The organism is Prosthecobacter sp., assembly GCF_044226605.1.
In the GTDB taxonomy this organism is placed as follows: domain Bacteria; phylum Verrucomicrobiota; class Verrucomicrobiia; order Verrucomicrobiales; family Verrucomicrobiaceae; genus Prosthecobacter.
Window position 1 is genome coordinate 15,493 of sequence record NZ_JBGAGS010000031.1, and the last position, 18,739, is coordinate 34,231.

21 protein-coding genes are annotated in these 18,739 nt (G+C 59.9%); 1 reads left to right on the top strand and 20 read right to left on the bottom strand.

Annotation, left to right across the window (positions count from 1 at the left end; translation table 11 throughout):
- Nucleotides 1-15 precede the first annotated feature (15 nt).
- The 9 genes from ACILSO_RS29255 to ACILSO_RS29295 all read right to left on the bottom strand — a co-directional run bounded on the left by ACILSO_RS29255 (nt 16) and on the right by ACILSO_RS29295 (nt 7,085).
- Entirely contained in the window at nt 16-504 is a 489-nt protein-coding gene (locus tag ACILSO_RS29255; RefSeq protein WP_395741037.1) for an RNA polymerase sigma factor, read from the bottom strand.
- Nucleotides 504-2,213, bottom strand: coding sequence for a hypothetical protein (locus ACILSO_RS29260; protein ID WP_395741038.1), 1,710 nt, complete (start codon nt 2,211-2,213; stop codon nt 504-506). The genes ACILSO_RS29255 and ACILSO_RS29260 overlap by 1 nt, the downstream gene beginning before the upstream one ends.
- Nucleotides 2,214-2,216: 3 nt before the next feature.
- A complete protein-coding gene (locus ACILSO_RS29265) occupies nt 2,217-2,900 on the bottom strand; it encodes a hypothetical protein (RefSeq protein WP_395741039.1) in 684 nt (227 codons plus the stop codon).
- Between the two features lie 4 nt (nt 2,901-2,904).
- A complete protein-coding gene (locus ACILSO_RS29270) occupies nt 2,905-3,480 on the bottom strand; it encodes a hypothetical protein (RefSeq protein WP_395741040.1) in 576 nt (191 codons plus the stop codon).
- Nucleotides 3,481-3,483: 3 nt separating this feature from the next.
- Complete coding sequence (locus ACILSO_RS29275) at nt 3,484-3,801, bottom strand: hypothetical protein (RefSeq protein ID WP_395741041.1); 318 nt, start codon at nt 3,799-3,801, stop codon at nt 3,484-3,486.
- 12 nt (nt 3,802-3,813) lie between these two features.
- Nucleotides 3,814-4,191: a hypothetical protein gene (locus tag ACILSO_RS29280; RefSeq protein WP_395741042.1), complete on the bottom strand. Its 378-nt coding sequence runs from the start codon at nt 4,189-4,191 to the stop codon at nt 3,814-3,816.
- Nucleotides 4,192-4,242: 51 nt separating this feature from the next.
- Complete coding sequence (locus ACILSO_RS29285) at nt 4,243-5,268, bottom strand: DUF5309 family protein (protein WP_395741043.1); 1,026 nt, start codon at nt 5,266-5,268, stop codon at nt 4,243-4,245.
- A gap of 34 nt (nt 5,269-5,302) precedes the next feature.
- Complete coding sequence (locus ACILSO_RS29290; protein ID WP_395741044.1) at nt 5,303-6,604, bottom strand: hypothetical protein; 1,302 nt, start codon at nt 6,602-6,604, stop codon at nt 5,303-5,305.
- A 193-nt stretch (nt 6,605-6,797) separates the two neighbouring features.
- Nucleotides 6,798-7,085: a hypothetical protein gene (locus tag ACILSO_RS29295; protein ID WP_395741045.1), complete on the bottom strand. Its 288-nt coding sequence runs from the start codon at nt 7,083-7,085 to the stop codon at nt 6,798-6,800.
- Between the two features lie 116 nt (nt 7,086-7,201).
- Between ACILSO_RS29295 and ACILSO_RS29300 the strand changes: the two genes are divergently transcribed.
- Nucleotides 7,202-7,546, top strand: coding sequence for a hypothetical protein (locus tag ACILSO_RS29300; RefSeq protein ID WP_395741046.1), 345 nt, complete (start codon nt 7,202-7,204; stop codon nt 7,544-7,546).
- An 8-nt stretch (nt 7,547-7,554) separates the two neighbouring features.
- On the opposite strand, the gene ACILSO_RS29305 is transcribed toward ACILSO_RS29300, so the two are convergent.
- From ACILSO_RS29305 to ACILSO_RS29355, 11 genes are all read right to left on the bottom strand, one after another.
- On the bottom strand, nt 7,555-9,813 hold the full coding sequence (locus ACILSO_RS29305; RefSeq protein ID WP_395741047.1) for a hypothetical protein: 2,259 nt from the start codon (nt 9,811-9,813) through the stop codon (nt 7,555-7,557).
- A gap of 75 nt (nt 9,814-9,888) precedes the next feature.
- A complete protein-coding gene (locus ACILSO_RS29310) occupies nt 9,889-10,146 on the bottom strand; it encodes a hypothetical protein (protein ID WP_395741048.1) in 258 nt (85 codons plus the stop codon).
- A gap of 7 nt (nt 10,147-10,153) precedes the next feature.
- Nucleotides 10,154-12,001, bottom strand: coding sequence for a hypothetical protein (locus ACILSO_RS29315; protein ID WP_395741049.1), 1,848 nt, complete (start codon nt 11,999-12,001; stop codon nt 10,154-10,156).
- 130 nt (nt 12,002-12,131) lie between these two features.
- A complete protein-coding gene (locus tag ACILSO_RS29320; RefSeq protein ID WP_395741050.1) occupies nt 12,132-12,773 on the bottom strand; it encodes a hypothetical protein in 642 nt (213 codons plus the stop codon).
- The gene (locus tag ACILSO_RS29325; RefSeq protein ID WP_395741051.1) at nt 12,770-13,402 is read right to left on the bottom strand and encodes a hypothetical protein; all 633 of its coding nucleotides are present in this window, start codon (nt 13,400-13,402) and stop codon (nt 12,770-12,772) included. The genes ACILSO_RS29320 and ACILSO_RS29325 overlap by 4 nt, the downstream gene beginning before the upstream one ends.
- Before the next feature lie 28 nt (nt 13,403-13,430).
- Nucleotides 13,431-14,411, bottom strand: a complete 981-nt coding sequence (locus ACILSO_RS29330; RefSeq protein ID WP_395741052.1) for a CHC2 zinc finger domain-containing protein — start codon at nt 14,409-14,411, stop codon at nt 13,431-13,433.
- On the bottom strand, nt 14,408-15,928 hold the full coding sequence (locus tag ACILSO_RS29335; RefSeq protein ID WP_395741053.1) for a replicative DNA helicase: 1,521 nt from the start codon (nt 15,926-15,928) through the stop codon (nt 14,408-14,410). Before ACILSO_RS29335 ends, ACILSO_RS29330 begins: the two co-directional genes overlap by 4 nt.
- Nucleotides 15,925-17,115, bottom strand: a complete 1,191-nt coding sequence (locus tag ACILSO_RS29340; protein WP_395741054.1) for a hypothetical protein — start codon at nt 17,113-17,115, stop codon at nt 15,925-15,927. Before ACILSO_RS29340 ends, ACILSO_RS29335 begins: the two co-directional genes overlap by 4 nt.
- Before the next feature lie 2 nt (nt 17,116-17,117).
- The gene (locus ACILSO_RS29345) at nt 17,118-17,441 is read right to left on the bottom strand and encodes a hypothetical protein (RefSeq protein ID WP_395741055.1); all 324 of its coding nucleotides are present in this window, start codon (nt 17,439-17,441) and stop codon (nt 17,118-17,120) included.
- Complete coding sequence (locus tag ACILSO_RS29350; protein ID WP_395741056.1) at nt 17,438-17,650, bottom strand: hypothetical protein; 213 nt, start codon at nt 17,648-17,650, stop codon at nt 17,438-17,440. The genes ACILSO_RS29345 and ACILSO_RS29350 overlap by 4 nt, the downstream gene beginning before the upstream one ends.
- Nucleotides 17,651-17,653: 3 nt before the next feature.
- Nucleotides 17,654-18,568, bottom strand: a complete 915-nt coding sequence (locus ACILSO_RS29355) for a DNA cytosine methyltransferase (RefSeq protein WP_395741103.1) — start codon at nt 18,566-18,568, stop codon at nt 17,654-17,656.
- Nucleotides 18,569-18,739: the final 171 nt, after the last annotated feature.

An 18,739-nucleotide genomic window follows, 5' to 3' on the forward strand; every position in this document is an offset into this window, starting at 1 on the left:
TTTCTTGCGTGTCCATTATGACAAAAAATGTTGGAATCTCCTGCGCAGCCGCTTCTTCCAGCGGCTCAACCGCGTGCGCTCTCCGCCGGTCAGATTGTCTCGAAACATCGTGTCTTCCGTCACACCTGCGCGCTGCAGTGCCGCAGCCAGCACGCCCAGGTCATGCAGCGTTTCGGGAGTCTCAGGCCCTGCCACATGCAAAGCCATCTCCAGCGTCAAAGGCACGCTGCCAGATCCTCGGCACACCCGCATCTTGGCGCGGTGCCGGTTGATCAGGTGCCAGTCCAGCTTTCGCCTGAGCCACACGCCCTGCTGCGCAGGTGCGAATCCTCCCAGCGTGTCATACTGTCCGGACTCGAGGAGCTTCAGAAACAGCTCTTGCACCGCCTCGCACGCATCATCGGTCGGGCATCCCCGGCGCAGAGCATGCCCTACCAGCATCTGCCAGTGTTCGCGGCAGACTTCTTCGTCGATGCGTTGGGTGCTATGAGGTTCGGTTTGCATCAGAAGCTCGTGAAGCCTGAAAGGTCGATGTTGGTCAGGGTCGTGTAGCCACCCCCCAGCGTGGTCATGGCGGACTGCAGCGCAGTCCGGAATGCCTGCACACTGGTTCCCTGTCCGGAGCCGCCAAATGTCCAAAGATTGAGCAGCACGAGCTGGTTGCTTACGATCAGGCAGGAAGGGTTGCCGCTGTCGCCAGAGACCACGTCCTCGTAGAATGCTCGCCTCTGTGCATCCGCAGGCACGGCATACACCGCACGGGCGCCGGGGTCGGAGGTCAGGCTGGAGAGTTCGCGCACCAGCAGCTTCTCTTCCTGGTCGGTTCCCACGGTGGGCAGTGGCCGCGTCGCCAGCGTCGGCAGGTAGCTTGCCCAGTTGTCGGGCAGCACTTTCGCAAACCCAATTCCTGCCGGCACATCCGAGTCTAGAAGCCCGACCGTCATATCGGGGTAGTAGCTCGATGTCGTGGCCAGCGTTGACAGTGCTGTCAGCGTGCGCGTTACCACCGTATTGTCGGCTTTCACAAAGCGCATCGTGCAGCCCGTGGCCGGCAGATAGTGCGAGGCAAACAGCACGTGCCTTGGCGAGATCAGGATGCCCGCGTAGTAGGCTCCGCCGCTGCTGTTCCATGGGCTGATCGGTGTCAGATCCACACCCGTTGCCCAGCAGCTCGCGTTCCTCACATACACCCCGCCTGCATGATCTTGCGTGCTGAAAATCGGCAGCGCTGTGCTCGCTGTCTTTCCGGCGAGAAGCGTGTCGATGGTGCTTTCGACCTGCGCTCTCATCGTGCTTGCCGTGGTGCTCAGGTAGGTGTCAGCCGTTGCACCTGTCGCGGTGCTCGTGGTGACGTCCGCCGTGTAGATTGCCGTGGCCGTGGTCAGTTGAAGAGTGGCAGTGCCGTTGCCCGTCCACGTCCAGCGGTAGGGATCGGTGGTGTGTGGCGTGATCACGGCAGGGTTGCTGCTGGATCTCGCCACGCTTGTTGGCAGCACGTTGTGACCGTTGGGCGTCCAGTTCCACACGTAGTCTGTCACCGTGGTTGCTCCCACAGACCGTGTCACTGTCACGTCCTGAGTGGTCACTACGCTGCTGCTGGCCTGGCTGATGACTCTCGCCACGGGCGTTGCCGATCCTGTGTCCAGTGATTGCGCATTCAGGCCGCCCACGGTCAGGCCTGCCAGTGCATCGCCCACGTCGTCGTCCAGCTCCACACCCAGCCGCATGAACATCCGCTTGTGCCGCTGCCCCTGTGCCAGACACACAGAGATCACGAGACCCGGATACACTTCGGAGCGAATGGCCGACCTTCCGTCAAACCAGCGGCGCAAGGTCAGGTCTCCAACCTCGGGGACATAGACAATGCCTTCCCCGCCTGGGCGCGGGGCATACTGCAGGGCCACGTGCCAGCGTCCGTTGTAGCCGTTGCTGGGTGGCTTCGTGAAGCTCGCAAACTCCCATTGGCCGATGGCCGGCCCCGTCCTGCGCATGAACGCGATGCGTGGCATGCTCGCGCTCTTCGCGTCGGAGACATTCGGCACCATCCCTGACAGCGCATACTCCATTAGGTTAGGCACCCCATCGTGGTCTGGGTCGGCTGTGGTAGCGGCATTGCCGCCGGTCAGGCCATACGAAGCGATCCAATCGGCATACGTGATGGCATGCACGGGCAGTGCACACAGCAGCAGGGCGAAGATGAAGAATGGTTTCATGGGTTACCAGGTGGAGATGGCCGCGCGCTTCCAGGTGTTCGTCCCGGTGCAGACGTAGAAATAAGAACCGTCGTAGGCCACTTGGCCGGCAGTGCCGGTGCTCGATGCCGTGGCGGGCGCGCTTACCACTTGCGGCACGCCCATCTGCGCATGGGTGCGCACCGTTCCTTGCAGGTAGTTTCTCACCAGACCGCCACCACTGATGACGTCGATGGTTGCGAAGTAGCTCCCGGGCGTTGTTGGCTGCGACTGCGACAGCGGCCCCGTGTTTGCATACGTGAGACCGTTGGCACCTGCATAGCCTGCATTGTCCTGCCATGCTGCCATGGGTTGCGTCATCGAGTTCAGCATGACTCCGCTTCCAAGGATTCCGCTGTTCACCTGGCTCCCGTCAATGCTGGCCGTCAAACTTGCCGCCTCGATGCTGTCCACGGTGATGCGCCCCGGCCAGTACAGCGTTGGCTCCAGCGGGTCACCCGTGGAATAGAGCTGCATCGCTCCCGCTGGAGTTTGCAGCGTGAACTTGCCATCAGCCCAACCCATTCCTGATTGTGATGGCGTGATGGTCGCTGTGCCGTTTTCCAGTAGCCATGCACGCGCCAGCTGCTTCAGCTTGCCGCCGCCGCTGATTTCTGCGCCGATCAATACCAGCGGCACTAGGAGAAAGATGAGAAGCAATCGTTTCATAAAATCAGTCCTTTTTGCGCAGCCACCACTTCGACTGCAGCCTTGTGAATTCGACGGCCGCCAGCTCGTCGCAGAGATCCTTGGCGTCTTTCCTTCTGGCTCCGCCCGTCTCATACTGGCCCGCGCCTCTCCAATGCTCTGCCTGGGCAAACGCCAGCGTGGCATCGGTAAGGATCGCAATCAAAGGCGCATCGGGGTCTGTGCCGGTGAACTGCGGGCATGGAGGCCTCCAGAATCCAAACACCTGCGGGTAGTTGGTGCCCACGAAAACACCTGACTTGGCTGTGGTCGCATCCACCCAGCAGGCAGGTCCGCGCCGTGGATCTGTGGTCCAGAGATTGAACACGTGCGCATCGTCGATGTCGCCGTAATCAATCATTCCATCGGTCACAGTCAGCGTGCCTTCCTCCCATGAGTCTTCCCACGGCACACCTTCATACTTCCACGCAGCACGATAGCCTGCGTTGAAGTGACGCAGCAGCGTGGCCTTCTCGGCACCCTGCGTTTCTTCGTAGATGCCGCCAAGGCTGACAACGAAGTCGCGAAAGACATCTTCAAATCTGGCTGGTGTCCGCGCCATGAATTATCCTTCTTTGCAGGTGAAGGGCACAGCCGCCGTGTCAGAGATGATCTGCACGGCCCGATAGTCGATGAACGATGGCGTGTAGGTTTCCAACGGCCCCACTCGGATGCTTGGTTGCCCGACCACCGCGGCGCCGTTGTATTGAATCCACAGATCGGCAGTCTCGGAGTGGTTTTGCAGGCTCCAGTACACCCGCTCCGTATTCGCGGCCATCAGGACCTGGCTTGCGTTGGCAGCGGTAATCGTCCCGCTGCGGTCATCGAGCACACCCACTGCAGGGCTTGTGATATGGTGAAGTTTGGGACGTATGGTGACCATGGCTGAGAGTGGCTAGGCAGCGGCGGCGTCCGGAAACTCAGGCCGGATGATTTGCGCCTTCTGCTGGTAAGTCGGTTTGAAACAAAGGTGCTGGTTGTCCGCGATCAGCTGTTTGATGAAGGCTTCGTCGTAGACGTAGTTGGGGCAGTAGGCATGAAGCCAGGCGTTGAGCTTGGCTCCGATCCGGAAAGTGCATTGCCCCAGCCCATCGGTGGGCCGGTGCTGGGCTTTGAAGTTCTCCGCGCTGACTTCCAGCATTTCATCCAGAGCCTCGGCAAGCTCCACGTTTGCCCTTCGCTTGTACTCTTCAATCCACCACGCGCCGAGGTCTGCGCCGACAGCGGCATAGACTTGTTCTCGGACTTCGGGAGTGATTTCGACGTTAAGCATGGCGTGTGGAGCTTGCCTCGGTTGATCCTCTGGGAGAGGGAATGGCTCTCTTTAGGCGCTGCGCTTCCAGCGGGCGCCCATCTTGGGAACGTATTGCAGCCCGAACGTGTGGGTGCACAGCCCCTTGGTGGAGTTGCTGGACTTCGGCAGCTTCTCCACCTTCGGTGTCTGGCGCATGCGCAGGCAGCCGTAGCGGAAGTCGATGCCGATCGCTTCAGAGAGCTGCGTGCCGGTGTCAAACCGCAGCCAGGGGTGCAGTTGGAAGCGTGCCGTGCCGCAGTCGCCCTGGTAGGTGTCCACGCGGGTCGTGATCTTCATGTCTTTCGACTCGGTGTTGTAGCGACGCACAATGGTCATGTCCGCATCGGTGGGCACGGAATAGCCCATCTTGCTCACCTTCCGCTTGAACGTGCGCGTGCAGAAGACATCCAGGTCAATGGTGCCTTTCATCGCATCCCAGATCGCGCTGAAAGGATCATTGATGTCGTCTTCTGTGAGCGGGTAATCACCCGCGGTCACAGTCATCGTCTTCAGCGCACCGGACACACAGCGGAACGCCGAGGGGACAACAGTCGGGGTGTCCGTCTGTGCGGCAATGCCGGCAGTGTCCACCAGATGGCGCTCAAAACCACGCGTCTTGTGGTTCGCCACATTGCTGCCCGTCTGGCTTTCCTGCCCGCCAACGATGGTGTACTCCGCGCTGCGCATCAGTGTACGCATGCCTTCCTTGGCTTGGTAGGCATACTCATCACGGCCGCCTGTGGCGAACACCTGGTTGCCCTGCGCCACGCCGCCCACGATGATGGGCTTTTCGTAGTGATGCATGCGCCCGTAGATGTTGGCCCTGGAACCGTAGGACGCAGCCGTGTCGGAGCTGACTTCCTGGCCGTCCGGGCTGCCGCCGTTATCAGGCGCGGTCGGGGCGTCGAATTCGTAGTGAAACAGGTTGGCGTCGGGGCTGTCAGGCCCTTTCGGCATCCGGTTGTAGATGGGGGTTTGAGAGAGGTCGATATCTCCGCGCAGGAAGTCATAGACGTCCGGCTTGATGGTGGTCTGATTGCCAGAATGGACGATCATGGTCGTGAAAAGGGGTGAAAGTTTGGAATGCACTTCAGCCCAGGAATGCCGCGTCGATGGCGGCTTGGGATTGGCGGTCGCCGCTCTGCGCACTGTTGCGCAGTTGATCCAGCTGGCGTGCGGTCAGCTTGCCCGCGGCGGGCTTCGCCTCCCTCGGCTTTTCTTCCCGGGGTTTGCTGCGCTGTTCCGGCTTAGCTGACTTGGCGGGTTTCCCCTCCTTGCCCTTCTTGGCCGGTGGTTTCACCTCGACGAATTTGATTCCCTTGCCCTTCTTCTCGCGGAGCTCACGCCCGGCCTTCGCATCAGCGAGCACCTGCAGGAAGCTAGGTTCGCGCATCAGTTCAGGCACTTGCTTGAAGAGTTCGCTTTCACGATTGGCCACCTTGGGCCGCGTAAGGTCGGAAACGCTTTCGGCTCCGAGTGCCTTGGCCGTTTCACCGTAGGTCTTCAGCCAGGCCTTGCGGTCTGTCTTCGCCTTCTCCAGTGAACTGGTGAGGTTCTCGTAATGCTCGATTGCGGCGTCAACGTCATCCGCTGACATCTTCCGTTCCTGGTCGGTGCCTTCGGCCCACGTGCCGCCGTCTTGGTGGCGGTTCAGCCAGCGCAGTTTGGCCCGCGCATTGGCGAGCTTCTCCGCAGCTAGGCTTTCCACCTCCGCCTCGGTTTTCGCGGTTGAAAGAGGGTTGAGGGCGTTTGGCGCCAGAACCGCGTTGGGTGCTTGTCCAAGTGCGTCGAGCTGTTCTCTCAGCGTCTTGACTTCGCGCTTCAATTTGGGGTTCTCTTTCAGCAGCTGATTGAACCGCTTGCGCAGTCCCTTCTTGCCTTTGAAAGCGTCCTCTTCCTCCTCGTCAGATTCAGACTCTTCGTCATCGTCTTCCTCGTCGGCTTCGGATTCTTCATCCTCTTCCTCGTCGTCAGATTCAGACTCTTCGTCATCATCTTCGGATTCTTCATCCTGTTCCTCCTCATCAGATTCAGACTCTTCGTCATCGTCTTCCTCGTCGGCATCGGATTCTTCATCCTCCTCCTCGTCGTCAGATTCAGACTCTTCGTCATCATCTTCTTCGTCGGCTTTTGGCTTGAGTTTAGGCTTGGGCTTCTCCTTCGTCTGAGTGTCCTTTTTGCGCTCGCCAGACCCTTTCTCCTCGGGCAAACCCATGAACTCGGCGGCAATCTCCGCCGGGCTAAGCTGTTCGAATCCCTTGGTGACAGGCATTTCCGGGGCAGGTTTCGCTTCACCGGGGCCGGTCGACGCGCCAGCCGCAGCGGCTGGCGTAGCTTTCCCCGATGTTGCAGAGCCGCTGGCAGAGGCGGCGGGTGTGTGTTGTGCAGCCATGATGTGTGCATGCCGCTATGGGCAAGTGCGCCGATCATTCCCGCCTTCCCACCAAACCCCAAGCCACTGCCCGCCAGAATAACCTAGGAAACCTGAAATAACCTGGAATACCCAAACACAAAACACCCGGAGCGCTTCCGCGCCCCGGGTGTCTCACTCTCTAACCAACAACCGGCAGACAATCCGGCTGAAATTATTTGTCCCTGAAAAATTCCTTCAGGCTCGAATGCACTTCCCCGTTCTCCAACAGCATCAGCAGCATGGCCAGCACGTCATCCACTGCCTGCCTGCCTCCGAGCTGGTAGCGCGTATCGTCTCCTCGATGCGCATCACTGCTTGCTGCCTCCATGCACTCCTCACGCTGCACTGCCAGAATTTGCAGCACGGCCCTGATCTTCGGATCTTCTCTGTATCCGTGCAGGGTTGCTCTAAGCTCTGACCGCGAAAGGATCGCCCCATAGGCATCAGGGATGTTGATCAATCGTCGAGGCCTTAGTAGGCGAAAAAGTTTCTTTAACATACGCATGCATCGTTGGTGTGATGGATTAGGATATACCTCTCTGGCACTTACGCCTTACCACATAGAACCATAAACTTATGTCTCTCAAAATATCACAGATCACCTGCATTGGTTGGACGCTTCTACCGCGGCTGCAAAATCGCGTTCCCTGTCCCTTCACCCTTGAAGAATTGGAAGATGCCATCGCCAACCGCACAACAATGGACCTTCTGTTAAAGCTTGATGATGAGAACCAGCTCATTTTGACCTCTGTCAACCTTGGCAAGGACGCGATTAATAAGGCGATGTCAGACGCTGGGTATGCCCTCAGTGGTCGGTGGTCCCACAAGACAGCGATTGAGGACGATGTTACTTGTTGCGTCATGGCCATGGTGCTCGAAGCGATTCAGCAGAATTTCAGACAGTTTTCCCCTATGGAGTAGATCGGACTTTAGGACACACCTGCTTCATTTGCCTTTACCCCCGTGCGTCCAGTGACAGCATTCTGAATCTGCTGTTGCTGGAAGTTCAGGTACTCCTGCTCTTTCTGCATCATGCCCGACAGCGTCGGGTCCATCTGGGCGCGCTGCACATTTCCGGGCATCTGCATCCACTGCTGCAGCACCTGCATTCTCAGCTGAGGGTTGCTCGCCTTGTCATCATACCCCACCGGCACACCGGCCATGATCTTCGCAATCCGGCTTTCCTGATCGTCCACGATCTTCCCGCTCGCCGCCTCCTGGCTCATCACCAGCCGGTTTGCATACGTCGGCGAAAGCATCCTCGCCAGGATCATCATCGCTTCGTTCCAGTCCACCGCACCCGCACGGTCATTCTGCATCATGATCCCCAGAACCGTGGCGAACTTCTCGGCGGCATCGTCGCCGTAGCCGTCCACGTGCACGCCGATGGAGATTGCCGCTCGCCCCTTGAGCTGGTCACGGTTCATCCCCAGCTTCACCATCTGCCCGTTGATGTCGCTGATCTGGGTGTCCGTCATCTTCTCCTGCATGATCGTCCAGATGATTCTCAGCACGGCCACCTGGCAGCGGCGGGCCTGCAGCACCTTCCACTCGCGGAACATTCGCTTGTCTTCCGGGTCGGTGTCCTTTCCTCGGAAGTAGTAATCGTCCACCAGCTTGTCCACGTACTGCATCACAGCCATGGAACCCTGGTCAATCGGTGGCACTTGCATGAACTGGGAGCCGGCATAGCTGCTCGTGCCGCTGCGTTTGGCATACAGTTCCTTGCCCGGGGTTATGCCCACGTGCTCTCCGGCAGTCCTCAGCAGCGGCGGATTGCTCCCCAGCTGGCCCCGCGCCCCTTCACCGTCGAGCGTGTCTTTCACGAAGCTCTGCTTGTCCGCCACGATGTCAGCCACTCCACGAGCCTGAATCGCATACAGCACCGGCTCCGCTGTGTCTACCACCAGCGGCATTTCTTCCAGGTCGGTAGGCTCCCAGAACAGCATGTCGTCTGGCATGTTCGGATTGAAAGCCCCTTTGTAGACCATCGGCAGGCCTTTCTCATTCACGGCTTTGCGCCACACATACACGACCAGCCAGCGCGGCAGCTTCTCCAGCGCTGTGCGGTCGATCACCAGCCCCACCCCCATGCTGTTGAGTGACCAGTTGGGAATCGTGATGGCCGATTGGGTCGTGAGCTGCTCAAAGAACTGATTCTTCTTCGTCAGCAACTCTTCCATCGCCTTGGCATCCCACTTCTCCGTTTCTGCTTTCTCCCGCAGTTGCGTCTCGGAATAGTACCGCACCACGAACAGCGCGTCTGTTTTCCCCTCGCCGCTCATCGTCACTGGATGCACGCAGTTGATCCACGGCATCAACGTCTCCACGTTGAACATGTAGCCATCATCACGCGGCGCGGTGTACTTCGCGGGCTTGGCCGGCTCTTCGCGCAGCTGCTCCAGCACGGATTCCGCCTCAGCCTCGGACATCTTCGGGTCCACACTCTGCAGCAGCGCCACATAAGGCTCGTCATCACCGTCCTCGTCCGCCAGAAGCATTTCAAGTTTGACGTTCACTTCCTGGACAATCGCGCTGTCTTCCTCTTCCGAGAGTTCCACCGGCTCCTCTGACTGCGCTTCTTCCATCTGTTGCGCCAGCTCGATCAGCTTGGCTTGACGTGCCAGCTCGACGAGGTTGTCTGTGATGGACTGCAGGTCCATCTGCAGGAGTTCGCTTCGCTGCTTGCGCTCGTCATCCACGAGAATCATCCCATAACCCAGCTCTTCCGTGCAGGTGCTGAAGAGGTCGGTTTGGTAGGCCACGTTGAAGCTCTTGTCTTCCAGCAGGCTGTCCATGGTGGTCTGCCAGAGCGAAGCCAGCGCGGCCGGGGCCTCATCTGCAGCACGTCGCGGCTCGCACCTTACATCCCCGCGGCTCGTCACAGCAGAGCGCAGCAGCATCAGCCAGCGCACAATCTTGTCGCAGGTATACACGCTCACATCCGGTGCTCCGGGCCAGCGCCACACTTGTTTCTCTTCCTTCTGGTCCTGTTCACCCAGCCGCCCGTCGGGCTGCTTGTTATTCCACAGGCAGCGGCGGGTGTTGTGGCAGTTCACCAGTCGGCTGAAGATCCCGATGGCGTTCCCCGCCAGGATGCACTCTTCAAGCTCCGCAATCAATTGCGTTGCCTTGGGAACCTCGTCGGTTTCCAGCGTTTCGATTCGTGGATTGGAGTCGTCGTTCATGGCTTTTCGATCCCTCTCCCAAAGGTATCGAGGCCTGCCGAGACAAGGCCGATGATAGGGGCATTCCCTCGCCGGTCAAGCCTCCCCGATGGCCTTGTGGTAGTATTCCATCAGGGCCGCCACACAGAACCGCAGGTTGCGTTGGTGCTCGATGCGGCGCGGCATGAGCGCTCCGCAGCTCACCAGTTTCTTCAGATGCTGCTGTCCATTGGAGGCAAAGCCCCAGAACTCCAGCATTCGCGCCACGTCGCCGCTTCCGATGTGGCGCGGTCGGCTCTCCTCGTCGCTGAGGTGCTTGAGCTCAGGGGGTAAGGGAACAGTTGAATTCTTCATGGTGAAATTATCTGCCGCCGCTGGTCATTAAAATCTTGCCCACGTACTCTGGCCCCTTGAGTTCCGCATAGGCCACAGGATCACGGAAGTCTTTGCATGCCTCGTCTGCCGCCTTTGTGGTGTCCCGGAACTCTGGCACACTGTAAGTCTGAAACATAAACCGCAGGTTCTCGCACTCCTCGTTCACGATCAGCTTGGGCAGTCCCATGACGTCATCGGCCAGAGCTTCTTGAATCAGTTGATCTCCTTCCGTTAGGCGGTCCCCAGGTGCTGGCATGAAGTCGATGGCGTTCTCTTCACCCCACATGGCCTCCAGCAGCGTCACGACTTCCTTGTCTTCGTTCTCTGTTTTGGTCGCCGCAAATCGGCTGTCCATCCACGACTCCTCCGCATCCACAAACGGCCCCTCCAGCTTCCAGTCCTCTCGGTCCTTCCAGCTCAGCTTACGATTCACAAACCGCCCCTTCCACTTCACGCCATGCTCTTCGAGCTTTTGCAGGATGCGCTTCCTTCCTTCCCAAATCAGCCTCGTGTAGCGCGCCCGGTTCCAGCGTTTTAGCCTCAGCCGTTGCGCCGGGCCGGGGTCTCCGTTGTGCTTGCCCGTCTCGCTCGGCTCCGCCCATGGGCCGGGGAAACCATGGCCTTCAATCTCCCACTGCGGCGAGGGCCACTCCTGCGTATACCATCGCCTGCCGGCAGCATCCACCAGCAGCCACACGATCACCCAAGGCTTGGCCCCGGCCGGGTCGCAGATCTCATACACGGTCGCATCCGTCGGCCAGTCCTTCCAGTTCCGCACATGCCATGCTTCGTCGTAGTCGCTGAAGGTGCTCATCCAGCTCTTGTCCACGTCACCGTGGGCCACGAGCCTGATTTCATTCTCACTCTTGCCTACCAGCATTTCACGCACCGCCGCGTAGCCTGGCTTCATCACGTTGTCGCTCGTGTGCAGATAGGCTACGAGGCGCGTTCTCTCCACCGGCTGCGCAAACCTCGGCACTCGTGGATCCGCCACACCCGGCTTGCCGGCCAGCAGTTCAGATTTCACCCAGCCGTACTTCCTCGCCCCTTGCAGGAAGCTGCTCACGGTGGGACTCCAGCCCTCTTTCGGCGTGAAGGTGATGATGTGCACGCTGTGATACAACGCCCCCAGCAGAGCCACAGGCAGCGTTTCCCCGCGCTCCAGCATCGCCTTGGCTCTCCGGATGCGCGCCAGAAATTCCGGTTTTGCCGTGTCAGCCGCCCTTGTGGCCAGACGCTCGCGGATCGTCTTCACTGTTTGCACTGGCACCAGCTCGTCACTCGTCGCACACGTCAGCTCCATCCCTTGCAGCGTTGACAGATCCTGTTTGTAGAATCGAAACTCAAACCGCCCGCCGCACTGCACCTTCACCTTGTCTTCGTTGAAGCAGTCCCAGTAGATGTTGAACTCCGCACCCGTGAACCCCGTTGCCTCGGAGTAGCTAAACTTCGTGCGCTTGTCCCTCTTGTGTTTCCCCGTGCTCGTGTCCAGCTCCGGCGGCAGAAAACGATGCACACGCATCTGTTGAATCGAGCGGCTGGTGATGTCCGTTTCGTGCATCCCCACCACCCACGAATTGGGCGTGTAGAAAAAGCTCGCGTTCACCCGCCGCGTTGCCCCTTCGGTCTTGCCCGCTCGAATCCCCCCGGTCACCAGCACTTCCAGCACCAAGCCCGGCATGGCCAGTCGCTTCTTGCACATTTCCAGATCGATCTGGCGCCAGATGTCCGGCTCACATGCCCAGCGCAGCGGGTCCTTCGTCTCATTCTCAATCAGCCGGTTCCGCTGAAACACCCGCTTAACCACCGTCTCCGGCGTCACCTCTTCTGTCACGGCCCCTACACGCATCGTGCAGCGCGTGAAATCACACGGCTCCGACCACAGGACCTCCACACGCGGGTGAACCGGATGCTTCAATTGCTTCGCGAGATTCTGCTCCAAATGTTCGCGCACCGTCATAATCTCAAGCCCCCAGCAAAAAGTCACTCTGCACCAAGCGCCCCGCCGGCCGCTTCCACTTCGATCCCTGCGCCTGTCCCATCGCCGCCGCCAGCGCCTCCAGTTCCTCCTCAGACAACATCGGCCCCTCCTCACCCTCACGCGTGTCTCGGAAAATTTGGTGCTGGTGCACAAAGCCGCTGAGGCATTTTTTCAGCGCGGCCTTCATGGCTTTTTGTGTCGCCAGAAAATCGGGCATGAAATGTCCGAAGCACGCCCGCCAGTCCTCCTCCTCCATATCCGTCAGATCCGCGATGAGTACCGACCCGTAAGCATAAGGCTTTGCTTTCCGCCCTTTCCCGGACACCCAGGGAAAGGCCTTGTTGCCGGTGTGACATTTCACCGGCTCATTTAGCACATAGGCCAGACACTGCACACCTAGCGCCGCCAGATCTGCGTTCACCATCGGCTTGCGCTTCACATCAAAACACTCCAGCACCCGCCGCTTGCGGTCATCAGTCCGCAGATCATCGAGGCTAAGGCGATGCCGCCGCAGATGCCTTTCAAGCATCTCCAGCGCATTCGCTCTCTCACCCCCGACTCCCGCCGCTGCCAGAGCAGCCAGCTTCCGCGCCTTCATCAGCGCTGATTCATAGACTTCGTTCATACAGCCACCTCCACTGCGGCACATGGCCCTTCATGCCCTGCATCACGCGTGCATTGCCACCCGGGCGGCGCAAGCTGGCATTCAGTCTCCAGGTCCCTTTTTGTCAGGCTCTCCTGCCACCGCATTTCCGCATAGCCCGTTGTCATCCCTGAGTACTCACAGCCAGCGATGAAGCACTTCTCGGCCACCTCAAGCAGTTTGGCCCTCAAATTCTCCCGAGCTTCATCCCGCTGGTTCACTAGCGTGGCCAGTAGTTCCATTGGATCTTGAGCATAGCCACTCACACCGGCACCGGCGGCAAATCGAATGATTGTGTTCCAGTGGGTGAAATAGTCCTCGAAGCGCTCCATGCCCTCTTTCTTCAGGTCCGCTTCAAGATCATAGATCACCTGCAAAGAGCGCTGCAGCGCCTCGCGGTCATCCAAGATCTTGCCCAGCGTCTTGTCGGTTTGCTCTGCGTATTCCCTCCACGTCACCGGCTGCATGTCGCGCCCATCATTCGGGCAGGGCCTCAGCTCTGGCGCTTTTGAGGCAAACACCCCGGCTGGAGAGATCACATTGTTTTGCTGGATAAACCGGCACTGCGGACACTGCCACATGCCAGGCACAAAGAGTTCACTTGCGTTCATCGTTCGGTATTCAGTTCGTTGTTGTTTCCTACCCAAAAATCACCGCGAGGTCCCGCCCCGCAGAAACGTGGTCGTTAAGGTCCTCGCCTTCCGTAGGCACCTTCGAGCAGCGCACCTTGCAGCCCTGCGCTTCCAGCTGGTCTTTCCAGCGCTCCGTTGCCACCGCCCCGGCTTCATCGTGCTGTTCGATGATGTGCACCGACCGACCGCCCAGCATCGCCAGCGCGCCGTCATGGATCGGATTCGAAGCCCCGAACATCGCCACGGGAATCCCGCCAGTGTAGCCCTCGGCCGCCGCGTGATACGCTGCGATGAAATCGCCCGTTCCTTCGACGAGCAAAATCTCCGCCTGCGGACTCTTCAACGCCACCGTCAAGCCCACCGGCCACCGTGCCCAGTTGTGCTTGATGCCCATCACCTTCACGCGCTCAAACCACAGGCCGCCATCCATGCGCCGCACCTGCACATTGCATGGTTCATCCACATCGAGCACGGCCCATGCCGGCTGCTCGTAAGCGAGGCAGAAACGCACCACATCATTTTGCACGGCCAGTGCCACGCCGTGGTGGTGGGGCAGTTTCCGCAGCGCGGCCAGCGCCTGCCAGTGTCTCAGTTCGCCCTTGTACAATTTTGGGATGCTCGGCAGTTCTCTCATGGTTGGAATCTCCATCGGTCTCTCCACCGGCTCCCTCTTGGCTCGCGGCACCCGCTGCATCCCGGGTGGATCATCCATTAGCTTGTGTCCCTCCAGGGTCTCCGCCGCTTCTACGGCCCCCACCTCGTCGAGCTCCATCACGAGTTTGATCACGTCACCCCCGCACTGGCATTTGCCGAAGCACTTCCAAAGCTGCTTCTTCGTGTCGATGCTGAAGCTCATGCCCTTGGCCTCATTGTGCAGCGGGCACTTCGTGAGAAAGCCCGTGCCGCTCCTCACCAGTTTCGAGCCACGTTTCATCAGCTCGTCCTCGATGGAATGCCGCGCCTTGATGTCTTCCCAGTCGATGCTCACGCCGCCTGCTTCTCCTTTCCTGTGCTGTCAAACAGCCGCTTGTTCGTGCTCACGAAGTCGAAGAAGTCCCGATCCCATCGGAGTTTGATCGGCGGCTTGCCCGTGGTGTTAGGCCCATGCCTGTTCTTCACAATGTCGGCGTAGGCGTAGCAGGTCGGATCGTCAGCTTCACGGTCCTCAAACTCTGCCGCATCCGCCTCCTCGCCCATCACCGCCTGCTTCGTCGCTTTCTCCAGCCCCTCCAGCTGCTTCTTGATGTTGTTCCAGAATCCAAACATCACCACGAGATCAGCATCTTTGGCCAGCTGGGCTGTCTCCGCCATCGCGTTCAGGCCTGCTCGATGTCCCCACGTTTCCTGCTTGGGTTGTGCCAGCACGATGATGGGCACCCCGCACTCTTGCGCCATCAGGTCCAGTCCCTTGCTCACGTCCACCATCTCCTGCGTTCGGTTCCCCCTGGCCGCCTTGCTGTTGCTCGTGATCAGCTGCGCGTAGTCAATGCACAGCAGCTTCAGCCCGTGCCTCAGCACCGCATAGCGCGCCTTCACTCGCAGCTCCTGAATCGAAATGCCCGGCACAAACTCAAAGAACAGCTGACTCTTCACGATTCGCTCATGCGCCTTCTTCAGCGCTTCCTGCTCTGCCCTGCTGATCTGCCCCCGGTGCATCTTCGCCATCTCCACCTTGCTCTGTGTGATGATCAGTCGCTCTGTCAGGTTCACATCATCCATTTCCAGCGTGAACACCCCCACTGGGCAGCCAAGATAGTTCAGGTGTTTCACGCCGCGCTCCGCCATGTCCAGCGCTTTGAAATACTCGTCGTAGTCCCCCGTTCCAAACGCCCGGTTCCACGCCACCTTCATCATCGCCACCGTCTTACCCCCGCCCGGCGGCGCCACGAACATAATCACCTGGCCGCCCCGCATTCCCTTGATGTAGCTCCGGTCAAAATCCGTGAAGCCAAACGGCAGGCCGCCTGTTACAAAGCCTCGGTTTGCAATCGCTTCCTCAATGCCCGCATAGGCCAGATCCAGACACGTGCTCACATGCCGCATGCCCGCGCCTTCTTTTTTCGCGTGCAGGGCGAACAGCTCTGATTCCGTCGCTTCCAGCGACTCCGCTGCCGGCTGCTGCAGATCGAGGAACCGCGCCGCTGCGGCCTGCGAGAGTTCATAGCCACGCCGCCGTGTGTAGAAGTCGTCCAGCTTCTCTGCCAGCATTGGCCATGCGTTCGCACTCGGCACAAACTGCGCGAGCTGCTCCAGCAGCGTGCCTCGCGTGCGCTCTGGCACCTGGCCTTGCATCGCCACATCCAGCAGCGACACATCCATCGGCAGGCTTTTCCCCGTGAGTTCCACCACCACACGCCACGCAACCACGCGCTCTGCGGCCGTGAACCATTCCTCGCGCCCCTTCACCACCATCTGCAGGCGCTGCTCAGGTGTCGCCCGGAGCGCAGCCGCCAGAAAAGCGGTTTCGGTGTTCGCGTTCGCCAGCGCCGTCCTCGCATCGCTCATTCAGCCGCCGCCCCTTTCTTTTTTTTCGCCTCAATCGCCGCCACAATCTCCCGTCGCGCCAAGTCGCTGACTCCGGCCCATGTGTCAGGAGATGGTAGTCCGTGGTAGATTTCTGCCCACACCTCGCGCCAGTCGCATGGCGTCGGGCATGCGAATCCCTCCGCGCTATCTTCCGGCTCCTTTCTGCCGTCCTGCGCCAGCGTCCACAGCGCCGCCTTCGTTTGGGGTGCAAGCGCTGCCCACGAATCCTGGAGGCTCCGCCGCGTCCTCGGGGTTTGATCCTCCCACTCGCCATCTGGCGTCCAGCCCTCGTGATCGATGGCCACCACCCGCCAGGGGAAGTCCGGCGGCCTTATTTTTTTCGCGGGCGGCGGCGCGGCCCCCTCTTTTTTTTGCGCGTTCGCTGCCCCTGTACCTCCGCCAGTAGGAGGGGAGAGGGTGAATCGCTCGGGAAACAGGCCCATCCAGCCGTTCGCGATGCTGTCCGACACACAAGCGTCGAGCTGTTCATCGTCCAGCACGGCAACTTTGGTCTGAAGCGCTGGCCATGAAGGTGCTCGCACGGTCTTTCGGCTCGCCGTGCGGTAGTCGAGCCACCGTTGCATGATCTCCACCCGGCGGGGAGACCAGTCCGCAGGCATCGGGAGAGAGGCCCCGCCCCCCTTGGGGGCTTTGGGGGTGCTCTTCGCTTCCTCTCTAATCCCATCCAATCCAATCAAATCGGTAGTGCCTGTGGATGAATCAGAGGTTGCGCCATTGCTAGAACCTAAGGTTGCACCTGTGGTATCCTGTGGTCTGCCTGTGGTCGAACCTATGGTTGCGCCTTTGGTGGGGTCTATGCCATAGCCTCGCGGATGCCATGTTGCGCCCTGCTTTCTCAAACCTCCCGCCCACTTCCCGACGAGCGAAGCATTCACCTCGCCCCATCCTCGCACCTGGAACCAGCCCAGCTCATCCGCCGGCACGATCCAGCGGAGCTCCAGCATGACTTTCGAGAGCTTTTCGGCCTCTCCCTCATAGCCGCAGATTCCTGCCAGCATTAGCGGCGTCAGTTGGAACTCCCAGGCCTTCCGCGTCTGGCAGTGGCCCCACAGCAGCAGCAGCGCCTGCAGCGCCTCCGCCTTGCCGATGGCCGCCGCCAGAGCCTTCGTCTTCCAGTGATTCACAAAGTCAGTCTCGATGATCATGCTTAAATTTTGGTTGTGGTTTCACCTTCAGGGGGGCCGCACCTGGTCAGAGCCGCTCGGAGATCCCCATCTGCGATTTGCCGCATCGCCAGCCGTGTAGCCTCAATCATGTGGCCGACCACGTTGCCTGCGTGCTGAGGCCCTTTCAGAGACACGTGTCCGTCCCCTCGGAACTCCACTGCAAGCATTGGCCATGGTTGGCCCTCCCGGTATTCCACCACCACCACGGCATGCGTGACAGGTAGCTTTGACTTGGAGGTCAGGTCTTCGGTCAGCAACGCAGGCGCGCCCGCCTGCCCTTCGTTTTTTGAGTCGTTGTCGGTCATAAATTCACACATGCAGTCACATAGCCCTTCACCTCCGCGGCCTTCTTCGAGAGGTCCACACAGCTTGAGGTTTGCAGATCCATCAGCTCCGCCCGCATGGCGTCGATATCGTCGAGGCGCTTTGCTGCCTTCAGGCGTTCCTGCAAGGCTTCAAGCAACCCGGTGAACTCGTCACAGGCATCCTCGGCGTGCTCTCGAAGAGTCTTCATCTTTCATGCCAGCTTCACTACCTCACGGATGACTGCTGCTCCCATCCCCGGCGGCACGCCGTTGCCCAGCAGGTGTGTAGCCAGAGCCACGTTGGCAGGCAGCTCGTAGTCGCTTCGGAAGCCCATCGCTGCCCGCGTCTCTGCCACGGTCAACATCCGCATTTCATTGCCTCGCACGATTGCCCACCGCGCCCGCGTCGTTATTGTCCCGATGGGCCGGGACAGCGAGCGCCCAGTCAGACCGCTGCCGCTGCCGTAGTAGGGCATTACGAAGTTCTTTCCACAGTCGCGGCGGCCCTGAGCAATGCGCTTCAGCGTGCTCGGAGAGCGGCCTGGCTTGCGCACCCTGCTCCACGTTCCCGAATCGAGATCGACCACGGAACCGAATGCCACCGGGCTCTGTTTTGGGAAGCTCAACTGCAGTGGTCGTTTACTTCTCGTGGCCACGATGAACACACGCACTCGGTTCTGTGGCACTCCAAAGTCTGCGGCATCGAGCACATGCTCCGCCAGTGTGTAGCCAAGCGCTTCAAGCGCTGCTTTCCAAGCTGGATAAAGCACCCACTGCAGGAAGCCCGGCACATTTTCGACGATGACAACCTGCGGCCGGTGGCACTCCACCGCTGAAGTCACCGCCCAGGCTGTGGCCCGTTGCGCATCGTGGTGGCTTTGCTCTTTGCCTCGGGCCGGTGTGTGTCCCTGGCAAGCTGGCGAGGCCAGCACACCCTCATGCTTTGGCACCTCCAGCCAGTTTGCTTGGTGCAGGTCCTGACACACCATCGGCACCAAGGGATGATTCCGCGAATGGTAGTACACGGCAGGCGCCCAATGGTTCCCCGCCCACACCACCCGCTGTCCCGCCATCTCCGCCCCCTCAGTGAACCCGCCCAGCCCGGCGAATAGATCAATCATCCTCATCATAGGAAATCTTTTTTGGCTCAGGCCGTCTTCGCAGCGAAGGTTCCGAACTTCTTCCTTCGCATCTCTGCCAGTTCCTGAAGCCTCGTTTTCAAAGCCTGGCCTTCCAGTCCCTCGGACTTCCCACAAAGAGGGTGCTTCCCACGGCAAAACTCTGCGAACGCGAGCTTC

What these genes read in the sequence shown, in the direction of transcription:
- ACILSO_RS29310 (WP_395741048.1), bottom strand. Translation starts at nt 10,146, where the DNA reads ATGAAGAATTCAACTGTTCCCTTACCCCCTGAGCTCAAGCACCTCAGC.
- ACILSO_RS29320 (WP_395741050.1), bottom strand. Translation starts at nt 12,773, where the DNA reads ATGAACGAAGTCTATGAATCAGCGCTGATGAAGGCGCGGAAGCTGGCT.
- ACILSO_RS29300 (WP_395741046.1), top strand. Translation starts at nt 7,202, where the DNA reads ATGTCTCTCAAAATATCACAGATCACCTGCATTGGTTGGACGCTTCTA.
- ACILSO_RS29265 (WP_395741039.1), bottom strand. Translation starts at nt 2,900, where the DNA reads ATGAAACGATTGCTTCTCATCTTTCTCCTAGTGCCGCTGGTATTGATC.
- ACILSO_RS29280 (WP_395741042.1), bottom strand. Translation starts at nt 4,191, where the DNA reads ATGCTTAACGTCGAAATCACTCCCGAAGTCCGAGAACAAGTCTATGCC.
- ACILSO_RS29325 (WP_395741051.1), bottom strand. Translation starts at nt 13,402, where the DNA reads ATGAACGCAAGTGAACTCTTTGTGCCTGGCATGTGGCAGTGTCCGCAG.
- ACILSO_RS29305 (WP_395741047.1), bottom strand. Translation starts at nt 9,813, where the DNA reads ATGAACGACGACTCCAATCCACGAATCGAAACGCTGGAAACCGACGAG.
- ACILSO_RS29335 (WP_395741053.1), bottom strand. Translation starts at nt 15,928, where the DNA reads ATGAGCGATGCGAGGACGGCGCTGGCGAACGCGAACACCGAAACCGCT.
- ACILSO_RS29270 (WP_395741040.1), bottom strand. Translation starts at nt 3,480, where the DNA reads ATGGCGCGGACACCAGCCAGATTTGAAGATGTCTTTCGCGACTTCGTT.
- ACILSO_RS29260 (WP_395741038.1), bottom strand. Translation starts at nt 2,213, where the DNA reads ATGAAACCATTCTTCATCTTCGCCCTGCTGCTGTGTGCACTGCCCGTG.
- ACILSO_RS29275 (WP_395741041.1), bottom strand. Translation starts at nt 3,801, where the DNA reads ATGGTCACCATACGTCCCAAACTTCACCATATCACAAGCCCTGCAGTG.
- ACILSO_RS29255 (WP_395741037.1), bottom strand. Translation starts at nt 504, where the DNA reads ATGCAAACCGAACCTCATAGCACCCAACGCATCGACGAAGAAGTCTGC.
- ACILSO_RS29355 (WP_395741103.1), bottom strand. Translation starts at nt 18,568, where the DNA reads ATGAGGATGATTGATCTATTCGCCGGGCTGGGCGGGTTCACTGAGGGG.
- ACILSO_RS29285 (WP_395741043.1), bottom strand. Translation starts at nt 5,268, where the DNA reads ATGATCGTCCATTCTGGCAATCAGACCACCATCAAGCCGGACGTCTAT.
- ACILSO_RS29345 (WP_395741055.1), bottom strand. Translation starts at nt 17,441, where the DNA reads ATGACCGACAACGACTCAAAAAACGAAGGGCAGGCGGGCGCGCCTGCG.
- ACILSO_RS29350 (WP_395741056.1), bottom strand. Translation starts at nt 17,650, where the DNA reads ATGAAGACTCTTCGAGAGCACGCCGAGGATGCCTGTGACGAGTTCACC.
- ACILSO_RS29340 (WP_395741054.1), bottom strand. Translation starts at nt 17,115, where the DNA reads ATGATCATCGAGACTGACTTTGTGAATCACTGGAAGACGAAGGCTCTG.
- ACILSO_RS29290 (WP_395741044.1), bottom strand. Translation starts at nt 6,604, where the DNA reads ATGGCTGCACAACACACACCCGCCGCCTCTGCCAGCGGCTCTGCAACA.